The sequence below is a fragment of the Bacillus sp. FSL K6-0993 genome, assembly GCF_037977205.1.
Taxonomy (GTDB): Bacteria; Bacillota; Bacilli; order Bacillales; family Bacillaceae; genus Bacillus; species Bacillus subtilis.
Genome location: NZ_CP150275.1, coordinates 2,935,382 through 2,954,724 on the forward strand (window position 1 = coordinate 2,935,382; position 19,343 = coordinate 2,954,724).

Here is a 19,343-nt window from a genome sequence, read left to right on the forward strand (position 1 = left end):
AAAAAAGTTTCTTTAACCATAATAATATTGAGCCGAAATACATAGTAATCCAACAAGGATGGCTGCCCAACGCGAATTGGAAAAAATTAATAGGAGTTATCCCTAGATTCATCACTGCAATATCGTGTATAATGAGGGCGAATTATTATAACAATTACAGATGTCTGCCTTTGTTGCTATTTCGTACGCAGTTGATAGTCGTGAGTTGTGGTTAGTCAAGTCCATCCGATCTTATGATAGGGAGTGGTTTTTTGAAACCTTCAACAAACCGTATGCTAACTCGAATCAAATCAGTTTACATGTTTATCCAAGAAAAAGGTCTTGTGACAACACAGGAACTGGTTGACGAATTCGGCATTACACCTAGAACGATTCAAAGAGACTTAAATGTGTTGGCATATAATGATCTTGTTCATAGTCCAAGCCGTGGCAAGTGGGAGACAACGAGAAAGAAAGTAAAGATTACCTCATAAATTGAAAAATTACATAGGGCCGCCTGAGAGCGGCCCGATAGATAACAGGGCGAAGAAACTACTGAGCCTTGTTTTTGTGTGCTTATAAATAAAACCCCGCATTCGGTATGCGGGGTTTTTGTCATGCTTGCGGCTCATTGAGCAAATGAAGCTCTTCCTCTGTCAGCTCACGGTATTCTCCGGGTGCCAGAGCGGGATCTAGGGAAACGCGTCCCATCGAAAGCCGCTTCAGATAAACCACTTCATTGCCGACAGCCTTTGCCATTTGCTTGACCTGATGGTATTTTCCTTCTGTAATTGTCAGGTATATCACGCTATTGCCACTGTCGTTTGTTTTAATTTCCGCTTTCGCCGGCTTTGTTTTATAGCCGCCCTCTATGTAGACACCCGTTTCCAAATCGGAGATGTCTTCCCGAGAAATCTGTGATTTTAAATGGACTTCATACGTTTTTGGAACATGCTTTTTAGGAGAAAGGAGCCGATGTGCGAGCTGCCCGTCATTTGTGAGCAGCAAAAAGCCCTCTGTATCTTTATCAAGCCTGCCGGCTGGAAATGGCTCAAATCTCATCTCCTCCGGCGTCAGCAGATCGACCACTGTTTGCTGCCGGCTGTCCTCAGTCGCCGACAGCACACCCTGCGGTTTATTCATCATAAGATAAATGAACTCTCGATAATCAACCGGTTCCCCGTATACGGTCACCTCCTGCGTATCAGGATCAACGTGCGCCTTTACATCTTTGGCAGGTTTGCCGTCGATCATCACGGCTCCAGCCTTCACAACGGCTTTGACTTCTTTTCTCGAACCATACCCGCTGTTGGCAAGCAGCTTATCAAGTCTCATTCCCAATCTCTCCTTTATAAAAGAAAGCCCGCAGCATGCGAGCCCTCAGTTTCATCATATCTAGTTCATCAGCCTGCATGTCTGCCTTTCCTTAAGAAACCTGGCAAACGGCGGCCTAAAATTTTCTGCAAAAATCCTAATCGGTAGCCGCAATACAGGTAGACAGCTCCGCCAACAGCGGCCGCGATCACTACAACAATCGCAGCTTGCAGCTGGCCATCCTGATAGGAAATAAAGAAGCCTAATACCCACTGCACGATTTTCACGGCAATACCCATAATGGCTGATAAGACCAGCATCAAAACAGTTCGTTTAACTAGTATCTTATACGAATAGCCTGCATGGCGCTTAATCATGATAAACCCATATAAAAGGGAAGCGATATATCCAAGCGCCGTCGCTAAAATCGCTCCGTCAGCCTGCATCAGCTTGATCAGCGGAACATTCAGCACAAGCTTGATCACGACACCGATCACAAGGCTGACAACCGCAAATTTTTGCTTATTGATGCCCTGCAAAATGGCTGCGTTGACTGTAAACAAAGAGAACAGAATTGCGACTGGCGAATACCATAGCAAAATGTTTGCCCCCAGTTCAGGGTGAAGGCTCTCTGACCCGTAAAAGAACGTATACGTCGGTCCTGACAATAGAGAGATCCCGACAACAGCCGGAATAATTAAAAACAGGATCGTCTGCATCGTTTGATTAATCTGCTGATTTAACAGCTTATAGTTTCCGCTTGTAAACGATTCAGTAATCGTTGGAATTAATGTCAGTCCGAAAGCAGTTGCTAGGGAAACCGGGATCATCACGAGCTTCTGAACATACAGGGTTAGAATCGCAAGCATGTCCTGGCTGATGGCTTGATGACCGGCTTCAATCATCGCTTTGTTAAACGTATTTGTATCAATATAGTTATACAAAGGGATGGCTAGTCCGACAAAAACGTACGGAGCAGCATAGCTGAACAGCTCGAAAAACATTTTCTTGTAGCTTAGGTTTGCTGTCGGACCCGTATTCGGCATCATCGCCAGCAGGCTGCCCTTCCGTTTGTTCCAATAAATATAAAGCACGACCAGCCCTCCGAAGGCACCGATCAGCGCTGCGAAGGTTGCATAGCCCACAGCGATGACAAGGCCGCCGTTGAAAACCTTCAAAATCAAGAATGTCGCACTCAATAGAAAGATGATGCGGACAATCTGTTCAACGACTTGGGAAACAGCTGTCGGACCCATCATTTGGTGCCCTTGAAAGAATCCGCGGACAAGGCTCATAATCGGTACGACCAAAAGCGCTAAGCTGACCATGCGGATGACATAAACGACATGATCAATTGTCAGGCCGTTATTATCCTTGCCTCCCAGCGATATTTCCGCAAACATCGGAGCCGATAGATACAGAATGAAAAAGGCTATCATTCCTGTGACGAGCATAACCGACATGCCCGCCTTGAGCATTTTCCTGCTTGTCTCATAATCCCCTTTTGAATTATATTTGGAAACAAATTTAGAAACAGCGGCCGGAAAGCCCATCGTAGCAATATTCAAAAATAAAGTGTATTGGTTGTATCCGTATTGAAATAATGCACCGCCTGTCGCCCCGACCATAATGCTGAAGGGAATTAAATAGACCATCCCCAGAATCCGCGATATATATGTACCGAGCGTTAATACAAACGTGCCTCTTAACAGTTTGCTTGACATGTTTCTTCATCACCATTTTCTACGAAGATTCAACTTTTCTATTTTACCACAACTGGGCATTTAGACGGTAATAAATACAAAAGCAATCCTGTGAACATTCATGTCCGCGGCAAAAGACGTTTAAGGAGCGGCTTTCTTTCGCTATAATAGTACTGCGGACGGGGTGTCCGCACACGAAATGAAAAGAAAGTTGATGATAAAGATGAAACAATATGACGTAATCGTAATCGGCGGAGGCCCTTCAGGCTTGATGGCTGCGATTGCAGCAGGAGAACAGGGCGCTGGCGTGTTGCTGATAGATAAAGGAAATAAATTAGGACGGAAACTCGCGATTTCCGGGGGCGGCCGCTGTAATGTGACGAACCGCCTTCCTGTGGAAGAAATTATCAAGCACATCCCCGGCAACGGGCGTTTTTTATACAGCGCGTTTTCTGAATTTAATAATGAGGACATTATCAAGTTTTTTGAAAACCTCGGCATTCAATTGAAGGAAGAGGATCACGGCCGGATGTTTCCTGTTACCGACAAAGCCCAAAGTGTCGTTGACGCGCTGTTAAACAGGCTGAAGCAGCTCCGCGTAACAATCAGAACGAACGAGAAAATTAAATCTGTTTTATATGAAGATGGACAGGCAGCAGGGATTGTGACGAATAATGGCGAAATGATCCATAGCCAGGCAGTCATTATCGCTGTAGGCGGTAAAAGCGTGCCTCATACCGGAAGCACGGGAGACGGCTATGAATGGGCTGAAGCCGCGGGCCATACCATAACAGAGCTGTTTCCGACAGAGGTTCCCGTCACTTCTGGCGAACCGTTCATTAAGCAAAAAACACTTCAGGGCTTATCACTAAGAGATGTAGCCGTCAGTGTGTTAAATAAAAAAGGCAAACCGATTATCACACATAAAATGGACATGCTGTTTACCCATTTCGGCCTCTCAGGACCTGCCATTCTCAGATGCAGCCAATTTGTCGTAAAAGAGCTGAAAAAACAGCCTCAAGTGCCGATCAGAATCGACTTGTATCCGGATATCAATAAAGAAACGCTTTTCCAAAAGATGTATAAAGAACTGAAGGAAGCACCGAAAAAAACCATTAAAAACGTGCTGAAGCCTTGGATGCAGGAGCGCTATCTCCTATTCCTGCTCGAAAAAAACGGCATCTCTCCGAACGTATCGTTTTCTGAGCTGCCGAAGGATCCTTTCAGACAATTTGTAAGGGACTGCAAGCAGTTTACTGTCCTCGCAAATGGCACACTGTCGCTTGATAAGGCATTTGTCACGGGAGGCGGGGTATCTGTAAAAGAAATTGACCCGAAAAAAATGGCTTCTAAAAAAATGGAGGGGCTTTATTTTTGCGGTGAAATTCTGGATATCCACGGCTACACAGGCGGATACAATATTACCTCCGCCCTTGTCACAGGCAGGCTTGCAGGGCTAAATGCCGGGCAATACGCCCGTTCTTAATCATTACTCTTTAAATCTCTTGCCGCCAAACTCACATTTGAACATTCCCCGCATTCATGTTAGGGTGAGACTTGTTTTGTTTCACCTGATTGCGGGGTAATTTTAAGAGAGGAATGAGCTGCCATCGTACGACCATACTAAGCCTGCGAGCAAGATATAGGCGTACACAAAAAATTAGAGGGTGAGAAATGTTGAAACATATATCTAGTGTATTTTGGATTGTGATTGCAATCACAGCTGCAGCTGTATTATGGGGTGTTTTTTCTCCTGACAGCCTGCAAAATGTGTCTCAATCGGCACAAGCATTTATTACCGATTCATTTGGTTGGTATTATCTTTTAGTTGTCTCTTTGTTTGTCGGGTTTTGTCTCTTTTTGATTTTCAGCCCGATCGGAAAAATCAAACTCGGAAAGCCTGATGAAAAACCGGAATTCGGGTTACTATCATGGTTTGCCATGCTGTTCAGCGCAGGCATGGGAATCGGCTTAGTATTCTACGGTGCGGCTGAACCGATCAGCCATTACGCAATTAGCTCTCCATCAGGTGAAACAGAAACCCCCCAAGCCTTCAGAGACGCACTCCGCTATACGTTTTTCCACTGGGGTTTGCACGCTTGGGCCATTTATGCCATTGTGGCATTATGCATTGCCTATTTCCAATTCCGCAAAGGCGCGCCCGGGTTAATCAGCAGCACACTGTCACCGATTCTCGGCGATAAAGTAAACGGACCGATCGGAAAGGCCATTGACTGTATTGCAGTTTTCGCCACTGTTGTCGGGGTGTCAACAAGTCTTGGTCTTGGCGCAACCCAAATTAACGGCGGTTTGAATTATCTGTTCGGCATTCCGAATGCGTTTATCGTCCAATTGGTTTTAATCATTATTGTGACAGTGCTCTTTTTACTTTCTGCGTGGAGCGGACTCGGAAAAGGAATTAAGTATTTAAGCAACACAAACATGGTATTGGCCGGATTGTTAATGTTGTTTATGCTCGTTGTCGGGCCTACAGTGCTGATCATGAACTCATTTACAGATTCTATCGGACAATACATTCAAAATATCGTTCAAATGAGCTTCAGACTGACACCGAACGATCCTGAAAAACGCGAATGGATTAACAGCTGGACGATTTTCTATTGGGCATGGTGGATTTCCTGGTCTCCATTTGTCGGCATTTTCATCGCCCGTGTATCCAGAGGCCGGACGATCCGCGAATTTTTAATCGGTGTCTTGGTGACACCTTGTATTTTGACATTTCTATGGTTCTCCATTTTCGGCGTATCAGCCATGGATCTCCAGCAAAAAGGCACGTTCAATGTAGCCAAGCTGTCCACTGAAACGATGCTGTTCGGAACACTTGATCACTATCCGCTGACAATGGTAACATCGATCCTTGCATTGATTCTGATCGCAGTATTCTTTATCACGTCTGCAGATTCAGCTACATTCGTGCTGGGCATGCAGACGTCGTACGGTTCTTTAAATCCGGCGAATTCTGTGAAACTCAGCTGGGGTATCATTCAGTCCGCCATGGCGGCTGTGCTCCTATATTCCGGAGGGCTTGCCGCTTTGCAGAACACAGCGATTCTGGCAGCGCTGCCGTTTTCTATCGTTATCCTGCTGATGATTGCCTCTCTCTATCAATCGCTCTCAAAAGAAAGAAGAGAGATCAAAAAAGCGGAGAAACTCGATAAACCGAGAAGTCCAAGAGTGAAAAAAGCATATTAACAAAAAAGATCTTTCCGCGTCTGCGGAAAGATCTTTTTATTTGCGATATAAAATAAGGGCGGAAAAACAGTAAAGCTGCTCGCCGTCTGGGTCACACGCCGCCGAAACCGTATATTTGATATCAATCAGCTGCTCCTCCGATATCCCTTTTAAAAATGAATTGATTTCCGTCTGTAAGTCTTTTTCATGCTCTTCATCAAATACCGCTACCTTCAGCATTTTATCCGCTCTCCTTTCTCTATCAATCTATTCCGTTTGGAACAGTGTTATGATAGAGAAATGATGATTATCTCGTTTCCGGATAAAAAGCTTTCCGTATATGGGATTCCCTCTGTGGCTCGCCGCCGTGCTGCTCCACTTTCAGCAGCACGGCATAAACAATTCGCATATGACAGTAGCTGATCAGGCTGACGCTGAAAAAAGGGACAATGCCGGGCAGGTACGCAAGCAAGAAAAAGAGAGCAACAGTCAGCGCAAGCATAGTAAGCGTATATTGCAAATACGCCACACTGAGCAAGAGCGAAAATTTCACATACAGACGTTTTTTCCAGTCAAAATGGACAAGCAGCGGAAACACATAAAAAAGCATGGATACGAACAAAAAGCCAAATATCATAATGGCGAAGCGCAGGATGTGCAGAAGGAAATGACTTGGATAAATGAAGGCCAAATCAATATAAATGATCACTCCGATGAGCGCCAGTACAGCGCCGAGCAGATTTGAACGAAAAAATTCACCCTTGTATTCCTGCCAAAACGTTTTGAGCACCGGAACGTTGTCCTGCCCCTGGATCCACTTCCGCATGACAGCGAATAAAGCCGCGGTCGCGGGCATGATGCCAAACACACCGAGACCGAGCAACGTAAAAAACAGCCACAGCAAGTTTGTATACGCAAATCTCATGATCCATTCGCAAAAGCGCAGCATCCGCCCCAGTGAACCATCATGTTCCATGGCGCCCCCTCCTTTTTTGCATTATACATTCTGCATCTGAAAAAGCTCTTTCATGCCGATCGGCTTCTTTTCGGCAACCGAGCGCCACATTCCCTCACCAACCGCGATGGAGTAGGCTCCAGCTTCAGCCCCGGCTAAAATATCATAGCGGCGCAGCGGGTCTTTTCCTAAAAAAAGATCCTCAAGCAAAAGCGGATCACCTCCGCCATGCCCCCCTTCATTTTTGACTACTTGTATCGTCTGCTTTGATTCAAAAAGCGGATAGTATTCGATTGTCTGCTCAGGAAAAGCAAACGGAATTCTGGAAGGTTCGTGAAATTCATTTGATTCAATACGCCCTTTTGTGCCGTTGATCGTCAGCCGGTAGCCTTCATACGGGGCCGAAAAAATAATTGAGTAGCTTAACAGTGCGCCGCCATCATATTTGACTGCCGCCACGTACGTATCCTCGATGTCAATTTCCTCGTCAAAAATACACGCGTCAGGCCTGTATGCAGTATATAAGCTGGACTGGTCTCCTGCTTCGAGATGATCATCCTTTATAGAAGCTTTAGAGGAACGGGGATGCCACCTTGAATAGTAGTGGCATTTTTCTTTGACCCGGCACGTCCCGCAAAAACGCCCGTCTTCTTCCGGCAAGGGGTTCCACTCACTGTCCGGCCCATAGTAATTCAAGGCGCCATAAGCAAATACCTCTTCCGGATTTTGCCCGAGCCACCAATTGACGAGATCAAAGTGATGTGTTGATTTATGGACAGAAAGGCCCCCGGAAAACTGTCTAGACCTGTTCCAGCGTTTAAAATAGCTGGCGCCATGATACGTATCAATATACCAATTTAAATCAACGGAGGTGACCCTGCCTATTTTTCCGTCCAGAATCATTTCTTTTATTTTCCGATGAAACGGGCTGTAGCGATAGTTAAACGCGACGGTGACTTTTCCTTCGCTTTTGGCCTCCGCTTCAAGCACCCGATTCGCATCCTGCACTGTTGTCACCATTGGTTTTTCAGTAATTACATCTGTATCCCACTGAAGGCTTTTTACAATATATGTGACATGCGTATCGTCCCTGCCTGCCACAATGACGATATCAGGCTTTGACACGCGCATCATCTCGTCAAAAGCATCTTCGCTAAACTCGGGCACGTGGGCCAGCTCGGGAAATTTCTTCTTGCAAACGGCAAAACGTTTCGGATCGGCATCCAGCAATCCCGTAATCTCATAATGAGTTGAAAACCGCTCCAACAGCGGTTTGATAAACATACTGAATGCTCTGCTGCTCAATCCGCAAAAGACGATGTTCTTCAATATCCTCACCTCTATCGGGCTTCAGTTAGTTGAGAAATCAGCTGCAGCGCTTCCTCTGTTTTTTCAGCATACACAGGGATAAACGCCGCCATATCGCGATTCAATCGAAAAGAATAGCCGTTCAGCTGTTTTTTCCCTTTTTCGATCTGAACGGCATAGATCGTTTTTTCTCCTGTTTTTTTATTAACAGTTGTATAAGGAGATGTTTTTTTAGGAGGCAATCCGTTTAACGGCTGAAAATTTTCCGGATCATCGTAAGCTTGAAACATGTCTTCAGGCACGATGAAAACATCTCCCTCATGGGCGGTAATTTCAGTCAGCAGTTTTTCCTGAAAAGCTGGAAAGATATCGACCTTCCCGGCATTCTGCTCGGCGGCCTTTTTTATTTTTTCCTGTACGCCAGCCTGCATATCAGAAAAGAGAATGACATGCATTCCGTCCGGCCTGCTTGAGCATGATGCCAAAAAGAGCACTGAGACGATCACACACAAAGCCGTCCGTATCCTTTTTGTCATTTCCCCGCTGACCTAAAAAGAGGCTCCAGCTCTGTCATAGCCAAAATAAACGCGCCGGCTCCGTGCAGATCGTTTGTGCTTCTTTCGCGGCTGACATAATAGTCATAGAAACCGGCTGACGTTCCGACACATATGTCTTTGACGAGAAACGCGCCGTCTTCTGATGTTTCGGTTTTATGCTGAATCAAGCCTTGATACGCTTTTAGTAGTGTTGTTTCGTAAGCTCTGTCTAGATAGCCTGTATTGATTCCTTTTGCGATTGCGTACATGTACAGACAGGATCCTGAGCTTTCCAGCCAGTTATCAGACCTGTCTCCCTTATCAACGATCTGATACCATAACCCCGTCTCCTTGTCTTGATAGCGGCAGATGCTTTTAATCATGTCCTGCAGCGTGTTTTTCCACACGTGACGGTTTGGATGCTTCTTCGGCAGCTCTTCAATCATGTCAGCAAGAGACATGACGTACCAGCCGATGGAACGTGCCCAAAATTCCGGTGAACAGCCTGTCTCTTCATTGGCCCAAGGCATTTTTTTCGCTTCATCCCAGGCGTGATAAAAAAGTCCGGTTTTTGCATCCTTCGTATGCTTTCTCATTAATGACTCCTGCAGCACAACCTGATCAAACAGCTCCGGCTCCTGCTTCAGATTGGCATATTTCAGTGCGAACGGCCCCCCCATGTATAAGCCGTCGAGCCACATTTGGTAAGGATAACCGTCTTTGTGCCAAAAACCGCCCTCAGACGTCCGGTTCAGTGTTCCATATAAGCCGCGCAGCCTTTTTGCCGCTTTGACATACCGCTCATCCTTCGTCTGCTCGTATAATGGAAAAAGAATGAGACCCGCTTGAATGGCGTCCAGTTCATCTCTTCTAAATAATAGATTGCCATAATCATCGATTAAGAGATCTGCATAAGCCTTCGCATACTCAAAATACCGCTTTTCCCCGGTTGCTTCCCACAGCCGCAATACACCGCATAAGAAAACACCTTGATGGTAGTGCCAGCGGTTTGCAGGAGGCAGCTCCTCGACTGTGTACGTGTTCATAATGGTTTTTGCCAATGCCTCCGCGTACGTAAGAGGCGATTTTACAGCGATTGATTGATCCATTGATCCCATCCCTTTCTTAATAAATTCCTTCCTCGCCAAATTTCTTCGCCAAACGATTCGCAAGCATGACCAAAATCAGCCCGACCGCCGCTTTAAATACGCCGACTGCTGTACTGTAGCTGAATTGGCCCTGTTTCAGCCCTGCAGTATAAACATACGTATCAAAAATTTCCGCCACTTCCCTGTTAGTCGCATTTAACAGCAAATACACATGCTCGAAGCCAAGCTCCAGCGTGTCTCCGATTTTCAAAATCAGCAAAACGACGATAACGCTTTTAATGGCGGGCAGCGTAATATGCCACATTTGCCGCAGCCGTCCCGCTCCGTCCATTTTCGCCGCTTCATACAACTGGGGGTCAACCGCTGTAATGGCCGCCAGATAAATGATCGTCGACCATCCCGCTTCCCTCCAGATAACCTGCAGAATATACAGGGGCCGGAACCATTCTTCGTTCAGCAGAAAATTGATTTTTTCACCGCCAAAAAACACAATCAGTTCATTAATCAAGCCTCCGTCTACCGTTAAAAGCACAAACGAAAGCGATACAACAATGACCCAAGACATAAAATGCGGGATATAAATCAGCGTCTGAACAAATTTTTTAAAGAGAGCAATCCGCACTTCGTTCAATAGAAGCGCCAGCAGTATCGGCACCGGGAAAAATATGGCCAGGTTCAACGCAAATAACACGAGCGTGTTTTTTAACAAGAGAAAAAATGTAGGCTCAGTAAACAGCCTGATAAAATGCTTCAGCCCCACCCACTCACTGCCCAAAATGCCGAGGAACGGCTGATAATCCTGAAACGCAATCACAATTCCCCACATCGGGATATACTTAAAAAGCAAAAAATAAATACACCCCGGCAAAATCATCAAGTACAAATATTTTTGCTGAATCAGCTTACTTAGTAAGCGCTTTCTTTTTTCTTTTTTAAAAATGACTGCATCAACAGCCGGCGCTTGCGCTTCTGCTGTTTTCATTTTTTCCTAGCCTCCTTTCACGGGTTCTTGCATTCACTGTAGCCCAGCAGGCAAAAGTCCGTCTACAATCATATGATCACATCCTGTTTTATCCCTTTACAATCAAGGGTTCAGACGGTCCACCTGAAAAAAAGACACCGATATTAGAAAATGATTATTGACAATATCTATCAATCTTTGGATTAATTGTATTAAGGTGAAGTGGATGTTATGAAATGGGGGGTTTTATGAAAAGAAGCCAATACAAGTTTTACTACAAACTGATCACGTTTTTCTGCCTGCTCAGCACCATTCCGGTTATTTTGGTCGGATTGTTTTCGTACGAGCACTCCCAGAAAACGGCTATTTCCAACGTTTCGGAGGAAAAATTCGACACACTCCAGCAGACCCAGCAAAGCATCGAACATATATTGAAAACCGTCGATCACTCTTTAACCCACTATGTGAGTTCGCCGCCTCTCCTTCGCACATTGTCCGAGCCTTTGCACTCAGACCAATTTCAAATCTATAACCAAGTGAACCAAGAGCTCAATTATCTGCAAAGCTTTGATACCGACCTGTCCAACATGACATTAGTCAGTTATACGAAAAAATGGTACATGAACAATTCCGGTTTGTACCGTTTGAATACAGACACTCTTCATGAAGCAGCTTCAGCGTACACGAAACACAAAGCGAGCCGCTCATATTGGACGCTTGAGGAAAACAATCATTTGATTTCAACCAAAGAAGGCACAGCAGAAAACTGCCGCTACAATATCAATTTAATTAAGCAGCTTCCTTTGAACAGCACAAATACAAAGGGATTGGCCGCCGCAAGCATCCCGAGCTGTTCGCTTGTCAAAAATATGCCTGGCTACTCAAACGCCAACAACCTGTTTATCATCGATGAAAAAAGCCGCATCATCCTTCATAACAACATGTCTGACGTCGGTGAATCTCTTCATAACGATGGCTTTGTCCAAAAAGTGCTGGCGCAAACCGCCAATAGCGGACAGTTTGAAACAGTGATTGACCGGATTCATTATAAAGTTACCTATCAAAAATCTGACTATAATACATGGACTTATTTTTCTCTCGTTTCCCTGCCTGAGTTAAAAAAAGAAGCCAAATCAATCGGCTGGATCACTTTTACAGTATGCATTATTTTGTTAACGCTTTCATTATTGTTCTCTTGGCTGGGCTCCCGCCATTTTTACAAGCCGATCAGGGTGCTTTACGAATCATTCGCAAGACATGGAGCCATACAAGAGAAACAACAGCCTCCTCAAAATGAATTTGAGTTAATTGAACAGAGCTTTAAGCAGCTGAAGGACAGAAATGACGACCTTGAGGAAACGATGAAGCAGCAGGCCACTCATCTGCAGCAATATTTTATGGTCAGGCTTATGCTCGGAAAACTGACGGATGAGGAGGTTGATAACCGCTTTGAAAGCCTCGGTTTAAAGCAAAATTGGCGGCACCTTGCCCTGCTTGTGCTCCAAATTGACACACTGAATCATACGCCTTATGAGAAAAAAGATATGGATCTGCTTTTGTTTGCCGTCAACAGCCTGATTGAGCGCACCATCCCGACGGACAAACATCTTGCCCCCGCTGTAGTTGACAAACAGCAGGCGACGATTTTGATCAATCAAAGCGGGACAAAGGAAGAATTTATGGCTGAGCTGAATAAGACTGCAAGGATGATTCAGGAAAAAGCGGAAGCTGAGCTGCAGCTGTCTGTCAGCATCGGCATCAGCCAGCCGTTTGATGTGCTGACAAAAGCGAAAACAGCCTATGCGGAAGGCTCAGAAGCGTTGAAATACCGGCTTAAAGCGGAAAACAAGTCGATCATCTTTTACGAAGACCTTGACCAGAAAAAAACCTTCAAAACCCATTTTCCAAAGCAGCTTCAGCATGAGCTGTTCGATGCCGTTAAAGCAGGAGACAAGGAGAAAGCGGATAAATGCCTGCACGCGATTTTGCAAGCCATTTTCACCCAGAATACCAACCCGTATCAATTTCAAATCGCCATCGCCCGTTTTTTGAACCATGTGATTGAGCTGATGCATGTGCTCGGAATCGAATTGTTTGAGCTTGAAGAAAACAAAATGCTGTATGACCAAATTTTTGAGCTGAAAACGTTCGAGGATACCGAAAACTGGCTAAAGAATGAGTTTATTGATCCGATGACAGACAAAGTGAACGCCCGCGCGGATGCCCAGTACAAAAATATTTCCGACAACATCATTCATATCATCCATCATGAGTTTGAATCCGAATTGACACTGGACGAAATCGCGCGCAGGCTCCATTACAATCCAAATTATTTAAGCAGCATTTTCAAAAAAGAAATGGGTATTTCATTCAGCGAGTATGTCTCAAGCTACCGACACCATATGGCAAAAAGCTGGCTTGCCGAAACAGACATGGCGGTCAAGGACATTGCCGAAAAGCTGAAATATAAAAACTCGCAAAATTTCATCAGATCATTTAAGAAGCTGGAAGGGATTACACCGGGAAACTACCGCCAGCAAAAAAGAAGCATGTAAAAAACCCAAAACCGCTTGCGCGTTTTGGGTTTTTCCAATGTTATTTTGCTTGTTTAAACGCTTCTTCGTATTCCTGAATAATTTGTTTTCCTCCGCTTGACTCCCATTTTTCCACTTCTTTATCGAACTGGCTTTCTGTGATGTCTCCAATCATATATTTGTAGGTCGCGTCATCAATGATTTTCTTCAGTTCATCACCCCGTTCCGACTCCGATGCGGAATACAGGCTTTCAGCCGGGTTTGAGACGATAATCTTTTCATTGTCCTCGGTCAGCTCCTCGTACGCCGTCCGAAGCGGATCTCCAGTGTTTTTTAAGTAGGCTTTATCAATGGCAATTAAAGCGGACAGCGGCTGAATATCAGTCTGCCAGTCTTTTACCTGGCTTTCTTTGCGTGTAAACGTTTTGTCCTCACCTTTGTTGTAATGAACGCCGTCAATGCCATAAGTCATCAAGCTATAGACATCTTCTTCGGCCATTCGGTCAAAAAACGCCAAGATCCGCTTAAGCTCAGCTTCCGTTTTCACACTCGTTTTTGGGAAAGCAAACACGCCGTTATGGCCTCCTGATGCCCATACCCGCTCTTTCCCATCTGGGCCTTTTATGCGGTTGATGATCTCGAGCTTCATCGATTTATCAGAGGCATGGTCGCGCAGATTGACCGCATCTACCATATTGCCAATATAAATTCCGGCTTTTCCTTGAGAAAACAGCTCCTGCTGCTGGGTTTTGCTTGTGACGGGAAAATCCTTATTCATATACCCGTTATCACGCAGCTTCTTCATATAGTTCATCGTGTCTTTGTATTCCTGTGTCATGAAATCAGGCGTGAATTTGCCGCCTGATTCCTTCCAATCTGTAGGCATGCCTTCATATGAGCCAATCGTTTTAAACGCGCCGTAAATCAAGTCATTACGGTCTGCCAGCCCGAATGTATCATCTTTCCCATCCTTGTCCGGGTCGTCCTCCGTAAATGCTTTAGCCACTTCATAAAGCTCATCCAACGTTTTCGGGGTTTTCAGATTTAAATTGTCCAGCCAGTCCTTCCGAATGACAATCCCCTGTCTGGAAAGCGGGCGCTCTCTGTATATCCCGTAGAGCTTGCCGTCAATTGTCACATTTTTATTAATGAGTTTGTTCATTTTGTTTAAGTTGGGATAATCCTTGATATAATCGCCGATTTCCCAAAACATTCCTGACCGAAAGGCATTCATGACTGACGAATTTTTAATATCCTGGATGGTCACGATTTGCGGAAGATTGCCGGCTGCAAGCGCTGCATTCAGCCTGTCTTCTTTCACCGCGTCTGGAACCCAGGTGATGTCGAGTTCTGTATTTGTCAGCTTTTCGATTTCTTTAATCGCCCTATCTTTCGGCGGCTGCTGGTGATACAAAATCGCCATCCAAGACAGCTTTACCTTTGAATCCGGGCCAGCTTTGCCTTCAGCCGAAGACTGATCAGCCCCTTTACAGCCCGCCAGCACTCCGCCGAGTGCCAGTACAAGCACAATCAAATGCACCCTCCATTTGTTTCCCATCGTACCCCTCCATTTCATATTTCTTTTATCCTTTGACAGATCCCAGCAAAGCTCCTTTTGCAAAATGCTTTTGTATAAACGGATAGACAAGCAGAACCGGGATGGTCGCTACCACTATGACCGCCATTTTAATGGTTTGCTCAGGCGGCGGGCTGCCCGACCCCATTTCAGACATATCCCCCTGCATACCGCTTGATACAATGACGATTTGGCGCAGAAGCACCTGAATCGGCCATTTTGCTGAATCATTTAAGTACAAGATCGCTGTCATATACGTGTTCCAATACGTGACCGCATAAAATAGTGAGATCGTTGCGATCGCAGGAAGAGACAGCGGCAGCACAATTTTAAAGAATATGCCCAGATCATTGCACCCGTCAATTTTCGCGGACTCTTCCAGGCTTGACGGGATATTTTGAAAGAAGTTTTTCAGAATGATCAGGTTAAAGGCATTAATGGCTGTCGGCAAAATAAGCGCCCAGTAAGAATCGAGCAATCCAAGCGATTTGACCACAAGGAAAGTCGGAATCATGCCGCCGCTAAACAGCATCGTAAATACGACGAGAAACATGAGCGGCTGCCGGCCGATTAAATCACGGCGGGATAACCCGTAAGCCATCAGTGAAGAAAGAAACATGCTGACCGCAGTGCCTATCACTGTCACAAACACAGAAACAAGCAAACTCTTATAAATAATATCTGTTGAAAAAATGTAGCGATAAGCATCTAGCGAAAAAGTGGTCGGTATTAAAATAAATTTTTTCGACACGACTTCTTCTACTGTGGCGAAAGATGCTGCGATGACATGAATGAACGGAAGTACGCATATTAAAGCGAACATCAGCAAGAAACCATAAATCAACATATCAAACAGACGGTTTTTCAGTGAATGTGCGATAGCTCCCACCTCTCTTTGTAAGCGTTATCATATTTTTGAAAACCAAGCTCAGCATGTGACGATATCGTGTCTAAAATGTAGCAAATCTGTGATTGCCATGTCTATAATCATTTGAACAGAGTCCCCGGCCGGGCGGGGGCTGCCGCGAATTGAGACCGATAACAAAAGAAAAAGAGCATAATCTTAGAAAATGATTATGCTCCGTTCTCCTCCTCGTTCAGAAGTTCGGCCGTATTGATTTGTGGCGAAAACCCAAGTTCATTCACGGCAGATTCAATGGACCATGGCCGGCCCGGATTATCAGAGACGGCGTAATAAGTGCCGTACCGGATATTGGTTTCAATGGCGGCTTTGAAAATCGACAGCAGATCGGGGTGAGAAAGCAGTGTCTTTTTCGTCCGTTCTTTTTCATGCAGCGTATCCATTTCATCTGTGACGACTGTTCCGATTCGAAGGTTGATTACTGATAGCTTATTTTCCAAATAAAACAAATGGCCGATCTGTTCAGAGGTCAGCTTTAATACACCGTACAAGTTTTTTGACAGCGGATAATCGCTTGTTGTGATTTCCCGTCCTAAGAGCGAGCGCCCGTCTTTTTCGTATACATCTGTGACATGATTGCTGCTGGCGAACACGAGCTTTTGAATGCCGAGCTCCGCTGCCGCACGGCACAGATAATAGCTTGCCCTATAGAAAACATCCGTCATCTTTTCAAACTCAGCGATGTCCATAATATCGTATTTGATTTTAACAGCGAGTAAATTCAAGATGGCATCGGTATCTTTTGGAATCTTCTTCAACAGCTCCTCATAATTTGCCGCGTCAGCCTGAATGGAAGAGGCTTTGCCATCGAAATGATCTTTATCAAGCACTGTCACTTCATAGTCTGAAATAAGCCCTTCAGCAAGCAGTCTCCCAATCACACCATTTCCGCCGGCGATCAGCACTTTTTTCACGATGTTCACTCCCCTTTTTTATAGATTGCCCATTTTCGGCGGGGCTGACACTTTTTTGGCACTCACATTCTTAGGCTTATTCAAAAGTCACCGGCAGCTCCTCAAGCGCCCGAAATCCAAAAAGCGGCCGATACCGCCATTCAAAATCCGCGAGCGTAAGGCTGGGCATCCGCTGCAGAAGTGTGTTAATCGCAATTTGCGCTTCTAATCGTGCCAGCGAGGACCCTAAACAAACATGATGGCCATGACCAAATGAAAGGTGCGGATTAGGACTTCTCGTAATATCGAAGACATCGGGGTTCGTGAAAATGCTTGGGTCTCGATTAGCCGCCCCTAACAAAAGATAGACTTGCTCTCCTTGACGGATCGTCACCCCGCTGATGTCAATATCCTCTGACGCAACTCTGGCTGTCATTTGCGTGGGGCTTTCATAGCGTAAACATTCCTCGACTGCGGTGCCAATAAGATCTGGATTTTCTCTCAGTTTCAAAATCTGTTCTGGATGCTGCAGCAAACAAAGGACTGAATTGCTGATGAGATTAACCGTTGTCTCATGTCCGGCGATCGCCAGCAAAATGCATGTAGATGCCGCTTCCTCTTCCGTCAGCTTATCCTTTTCTTTCCCCTTCAAGAGCATGCTGATCATGTCCTGCTGCGGATGCCGTTTTCGCTTTTGAATCAGATCTTTAAAATATGCCATAGCCTGTACAGCGATATGATTGCCTTCTGTTAACGCCTTTCTTGACCGGGTAAAATCAATGGTTTGAATGAGACTTGCAGCCCATTCTTTTAATTGCTCCCTATCTTCCGCCGGTACACCTATAATGCTGGCTATGACGTAGCTCGCTAAAGGAAAAGCAAAGTCCGAAATCACCTCCATCTTTTTTTCACCTTGCACTTGATCAAGCAAGTGATGGACAGTTTCATTGATATACGGACGATAGCTCTCTGCCATTCTCGGCGTAAACGCTCCGCTGGCCAGCGTGCGTAATCGTCTATGATCAGGCTGATTCTGAAACAGCATCATCTGACTTTGCACATGTGTAAGATCCTGATATTTGATTGACGTCTCAGGAAGCGGAGGACGGACTTTGAATCTGGCATCTTTCAGGATAGCTGCCGTTTCTTCATATCCTGTGACATACCAGCCCGGGTATTTCAAGAAACTCCCTTTATAGATAGGATGAACAGCTCGCAATGTGTCGTAAAAAGAATATGGGTTTTTCAAAAACTCAGAAGATGCAGTTGACGATGCAATTGTCACGTGATTTTCTCCTTTCTGTTCAAAAATAAAAGCAATCGACATCATACCGATTGCTTTTATTGATGCTTTCAGCTTTTCGCACTTAAACTGGCCTTCATTTCTTCGACTGATTCAACTTCAAAGCCTAAATCACTCAGCATTTTATGATCCTCCGTCTCCTCTTGCCCGGCAGTTGTTAAGTAGTCTCCGACAAAAATGGAGTTTGCGGCGTAAAGCCCTAATGGCTGCAATGAGCGGAGATTGACCTCTCTTCCTCCGGATATGCGAATTTCTTTTGATGGATTGATAAAACGGAACAGCGCCAGCACTTTTAAACAATACAGCGGGTTTAATTCGTTGACGCCTTCTAACGGCGTACCATCAATTGCATGCAAAAAATTCACAGGAATGGAATCCGCGTCAAGAGCCTTCAAGCTTTTGGCGATGTCAATGACATCTTGTTTCGTCTCCTTCATCCCGATAATGGCGCCTGAACACGGAGACAGCCCCGATTCTTTTGCGATTTCAACCGTATTGACTCTGTCATCGTATGTATGTGAGGTCGTGATGTTTGAATGGTTTCTCTGTGACGTATTCAAATTATGATTATAGCGGTCTACTCCGGCATCTTTGAGCCGCTTCGCCTGCTCTGGCTTCAACAGTCCGAGACACGCACAAATCTTCAGTCCATACGTCTCTTTAATTTCCTGAACCGCATCTACGACCTGATCCACTTCTCTGTTAGACGGCCCTCTGCCGCTTGCCACGATACAATATGTGCCGATATTCAGATCGTGCGCCCGCTTCGCGCCTTCAAGCAGCGTTTCCTTATTCACCATCCGGTAAGACTCAATCGGCGCTTTCGAAATCGCAGACTGTGAACAATAGCCGCAGTTTTCCGGGCAGAGCCCGGATTTCGCATTCATAATCATATTGAGCTTTACTTTTTTTCCATAAAAGTGTTTTCTGATATGAAAAGCTCCATGCATTAATAGCAAAATATCTTCATCAGGACAATGTAATATTGAAAGCGCCTCTTCGTCAGTCACTTCTGCTCCAGCCAGCACCCGGTCTGCGAGTTCCATCCATTGATTCAT

Annotated in this window: 17 protein-coding genes; 4 read left to right on the forward strand and 13 right to left on the reverse strand. The window is 45.2% G+C overall.

Annotated features, from left to right (window positions below; translation table 11 throughout):
- Nucleotides 1-251 precede the first annotated feature (251 nt).
- On the forward strand, nt 252-473 hold the full coding sequence (locus MHH79_RS15300) for a DeoR family transcriptional regulator (RefSeq protein WP_003152337.1): 222 nt from the start codon (nt 252-254) through the stop codon (nt 471-473).
- A 121-nt stretch (nt 474-594) separates the two neighbouring features.
- Here MHH79_RS15300 and MHH79_RS15305 read toward each other — a convergent pair whose 3' ends face one another.
- Together MHH79_RS15305 and murJ are read right to left on the reverse strand one after the other, a co-directional pair.
- Entirely contained in the window at nt 595-1,314 is a 720-nt protein-coding gene (locus MHH79_RS15305) for a pseudouridine synthase (RefSeq protein ID WP_063335782.1), read from the reverse strand.
- 68 nt (nt 1,315-1,382) lie between these two features.
- A complete protein-coding gene (gene murJ / locus MHH79_RS15310; protein WP_014480588.1) occupies nt 1,383-3,017 on the reverse strand; it encodes a lipid II flippase MurJ in 1,635 nt (544 codons plus the stop codon).
- A 202-nt stretch (nt 3,018-3,219) separates the two neighbouring features.
- Here murJ and MHH79_RS15315 point away from each other — a divergent pair, with 202 nt between their 5' ends.
- Complete coding sequence (locus MHH79_RS15315; protein ID WP_309530311.1) at nt 3,220-4,482, forward strand: NAD(P)/FAD-dependent oxidoreductase; 1,263 nt, start codon at nt 3,220-3,222, stop codon at nt 4,480-4,482.
- 188 nt (nt 4,483-4,670) lie between these two features.
- Complete coding sequence (opuD, locus tag MHH79_RS15320; RefSeq protein WP_063335779.1) at nt 4,671-6,209, forward strand: glycine betaine transporter OpuD; 1,539 nt, start codon at nt 4,671-4,673, stop codon at nt 6,207-6,209.
- Nucleotides 6,210-6,245: 36 nt separating this feature from the next.
- On the opposite strand, the gene MHH79_RS15325 is transcribed toward opuD, so the two are convergent.
- From MHH79_RS15325 to rmgP, 6 genes are all read right to left on the reverse strand, one after another.
- Nucleotides 6,246-6,428, reverse strand: coding sequence for a sporulation protein Cse60 (locus tag MHH79_RS15325; RefSeq protein WP_003223398.1), 183 nt, complete (start codon nt 6,426-6,428; stop codon nt 6,246-6,248).
- A 67-nt stretch (nt 6,429-6,495) separates the two neighbouring features.
- Nucleotides 6,496-7,164, reverse strand: a complete 669-nt coding sequence (locus tag MHH79_RS15330; protein ID WP_063335778.1) for a YesL family protein — start codon at nt 7,162-7,164, stop codon at nt 6,496-6,498.
- A 21-nt stretch (nt 7,165-7,185) separates the two neighbouring features.
- Nucleotides 7,186-8,472 carry a Gfo/Idh/MocA family oxidoreductase gene (locus tag MHH79_RS15335; RefSeq protein ID WP_015483575.1) on the reverse strand — a complete coding sequence of 429 codons (1,287 nt, stop codon included), beginning with the start codon at nt 8,470-8,472 and terminating at the stop codon, nt 7,186-7,188.
- A gap of 11 nt (nt 8,473-8,483) precedes the next feature.
- The gene (gene rmgS, locus MHH79_RS15340; protein ID WP_251218106.1) at nt 8,484-8,987 is read right to left on the reverse strand and encodes a rhamnogalaturonan transport/degradation protein RmgS; all 504 of its coding nucleotides are present in this window, start codon (nt 8,985-8,987) and stop codon (nt 8,484-8,486) included.
- A complete protein-coding gene (gene rmgQ, locus MHH79_RS15345) occupies nt 8,984-10,105 on the reverse strand; it encodes an unsaturated rhamnogalacturonyl hydrolase (protein ID WP_157799634.1) in 1,122 nt (373 codons plus the stop codon). The genes rmgS and rmgQ overlap by 4 nt, the downstream gene beginning before the upstream one ends.
- Before the next feature lie 7 nt (nt 10,106-10,112).
- Nucleotides 10,113-11,078 (reverse strand): polygalacturonan/rhamnogalacturonan ABC transporter permease, encoded by a 966-nt coding sequence (gene rmgP / locus MHH79_RS15350; protein ID WP_015384408.1) that lies wholly within the window; start codon nt 11,076-11,078, stop codon nt 10,113-10,115.
- Between the two features lie 215 nt (nt 11,079-11,293).
- Between rmgP and MHH79_RS15355 the strand changes: the two genes are divergently transcribed.
- Nucleotides 11,294-13,612 carry a helix-turn-helix domain-containing protein gene (locus tag MHH79_RS15355; RefSeq protein WP_309530160.1) on the forward strand — a complete coding sequence of 773 codons (2,319 nt, stop codon included), beginning with the start codon at nt 11,294-11,296 and terminating at the stop codon, nt 13,610-13,612.
- Nucleotides 13,613-13,652: 40 nt separating this feature from the next.
- On the opposite strand, the gene MHH79_RS15360 is transcribed toward MHH79_RS15355, so the two are convergent.
- The 5 genes from MHH79_RS15360 to bioB all read right to left on the reverse strand — a co-directional run bounded on the left by MHH79_RS15360 (nt 13,653) and on the right by bioB (nt 19,343).
- Complete coding sequence (locus MHH79_RS15360; RefSeq protein ID WP_309530159.1) at nt 13,653-15,149, reverse strand: extracellular solute-binding protein; 1,497 nt, start codon at nt 15,147-15,149, stop codon at nt 13,653-13,655.
- 25 nt (nt 15,150-15,174) lie between these two features.
- A complete protein-coding gene (locus tag MHH79_RS15365; RefSeq protein WP_010886597.1) occupies nt 15,175-16,035 on the reverse strand; it encodes a carbohydrate ABC transporter permease in 861 nt (286 codons plus the stop codon).
- Between the two features lie 206 nt (nt 16,036-16,241).
- A complete protein-coding gene (locus MHH79_RS15370; RefSeq protein WP_003245974.1) occupies nt 16,242-17,003 on the reverse strand; it encodes an NAD(P)-dependent oxidoreductase in 762 nt (253 codons plus the stop codon).
- 76 nt (nt 17,004-17,079) lie between these two features.
- The gene (gene bioI, locus MHH79_RS15375; protein ID WP_100506539.1) at nt 17,080-18,267 is read right to left on the reverse strand and encodes a biotin biosynthesis cytochrome P450; all 1,188 of its coding nucleotides are present in this window, start codon (nt 18,265-18,267) and stop codon (nt 17,080-17,082) included.
- Nucleotides 18,268-18,335: 68 nt separating this feature from the next.
- Nucleotides 18,336-19,343, reverse strand: coding sequence for a biotin synthase BioB (bioB, locus tag MHH79_RS15380; protein ID WP_017695470.1), 1,008 nt, complete (start codon nt 19,341-19,343; stop codon nt 18,336-18,338).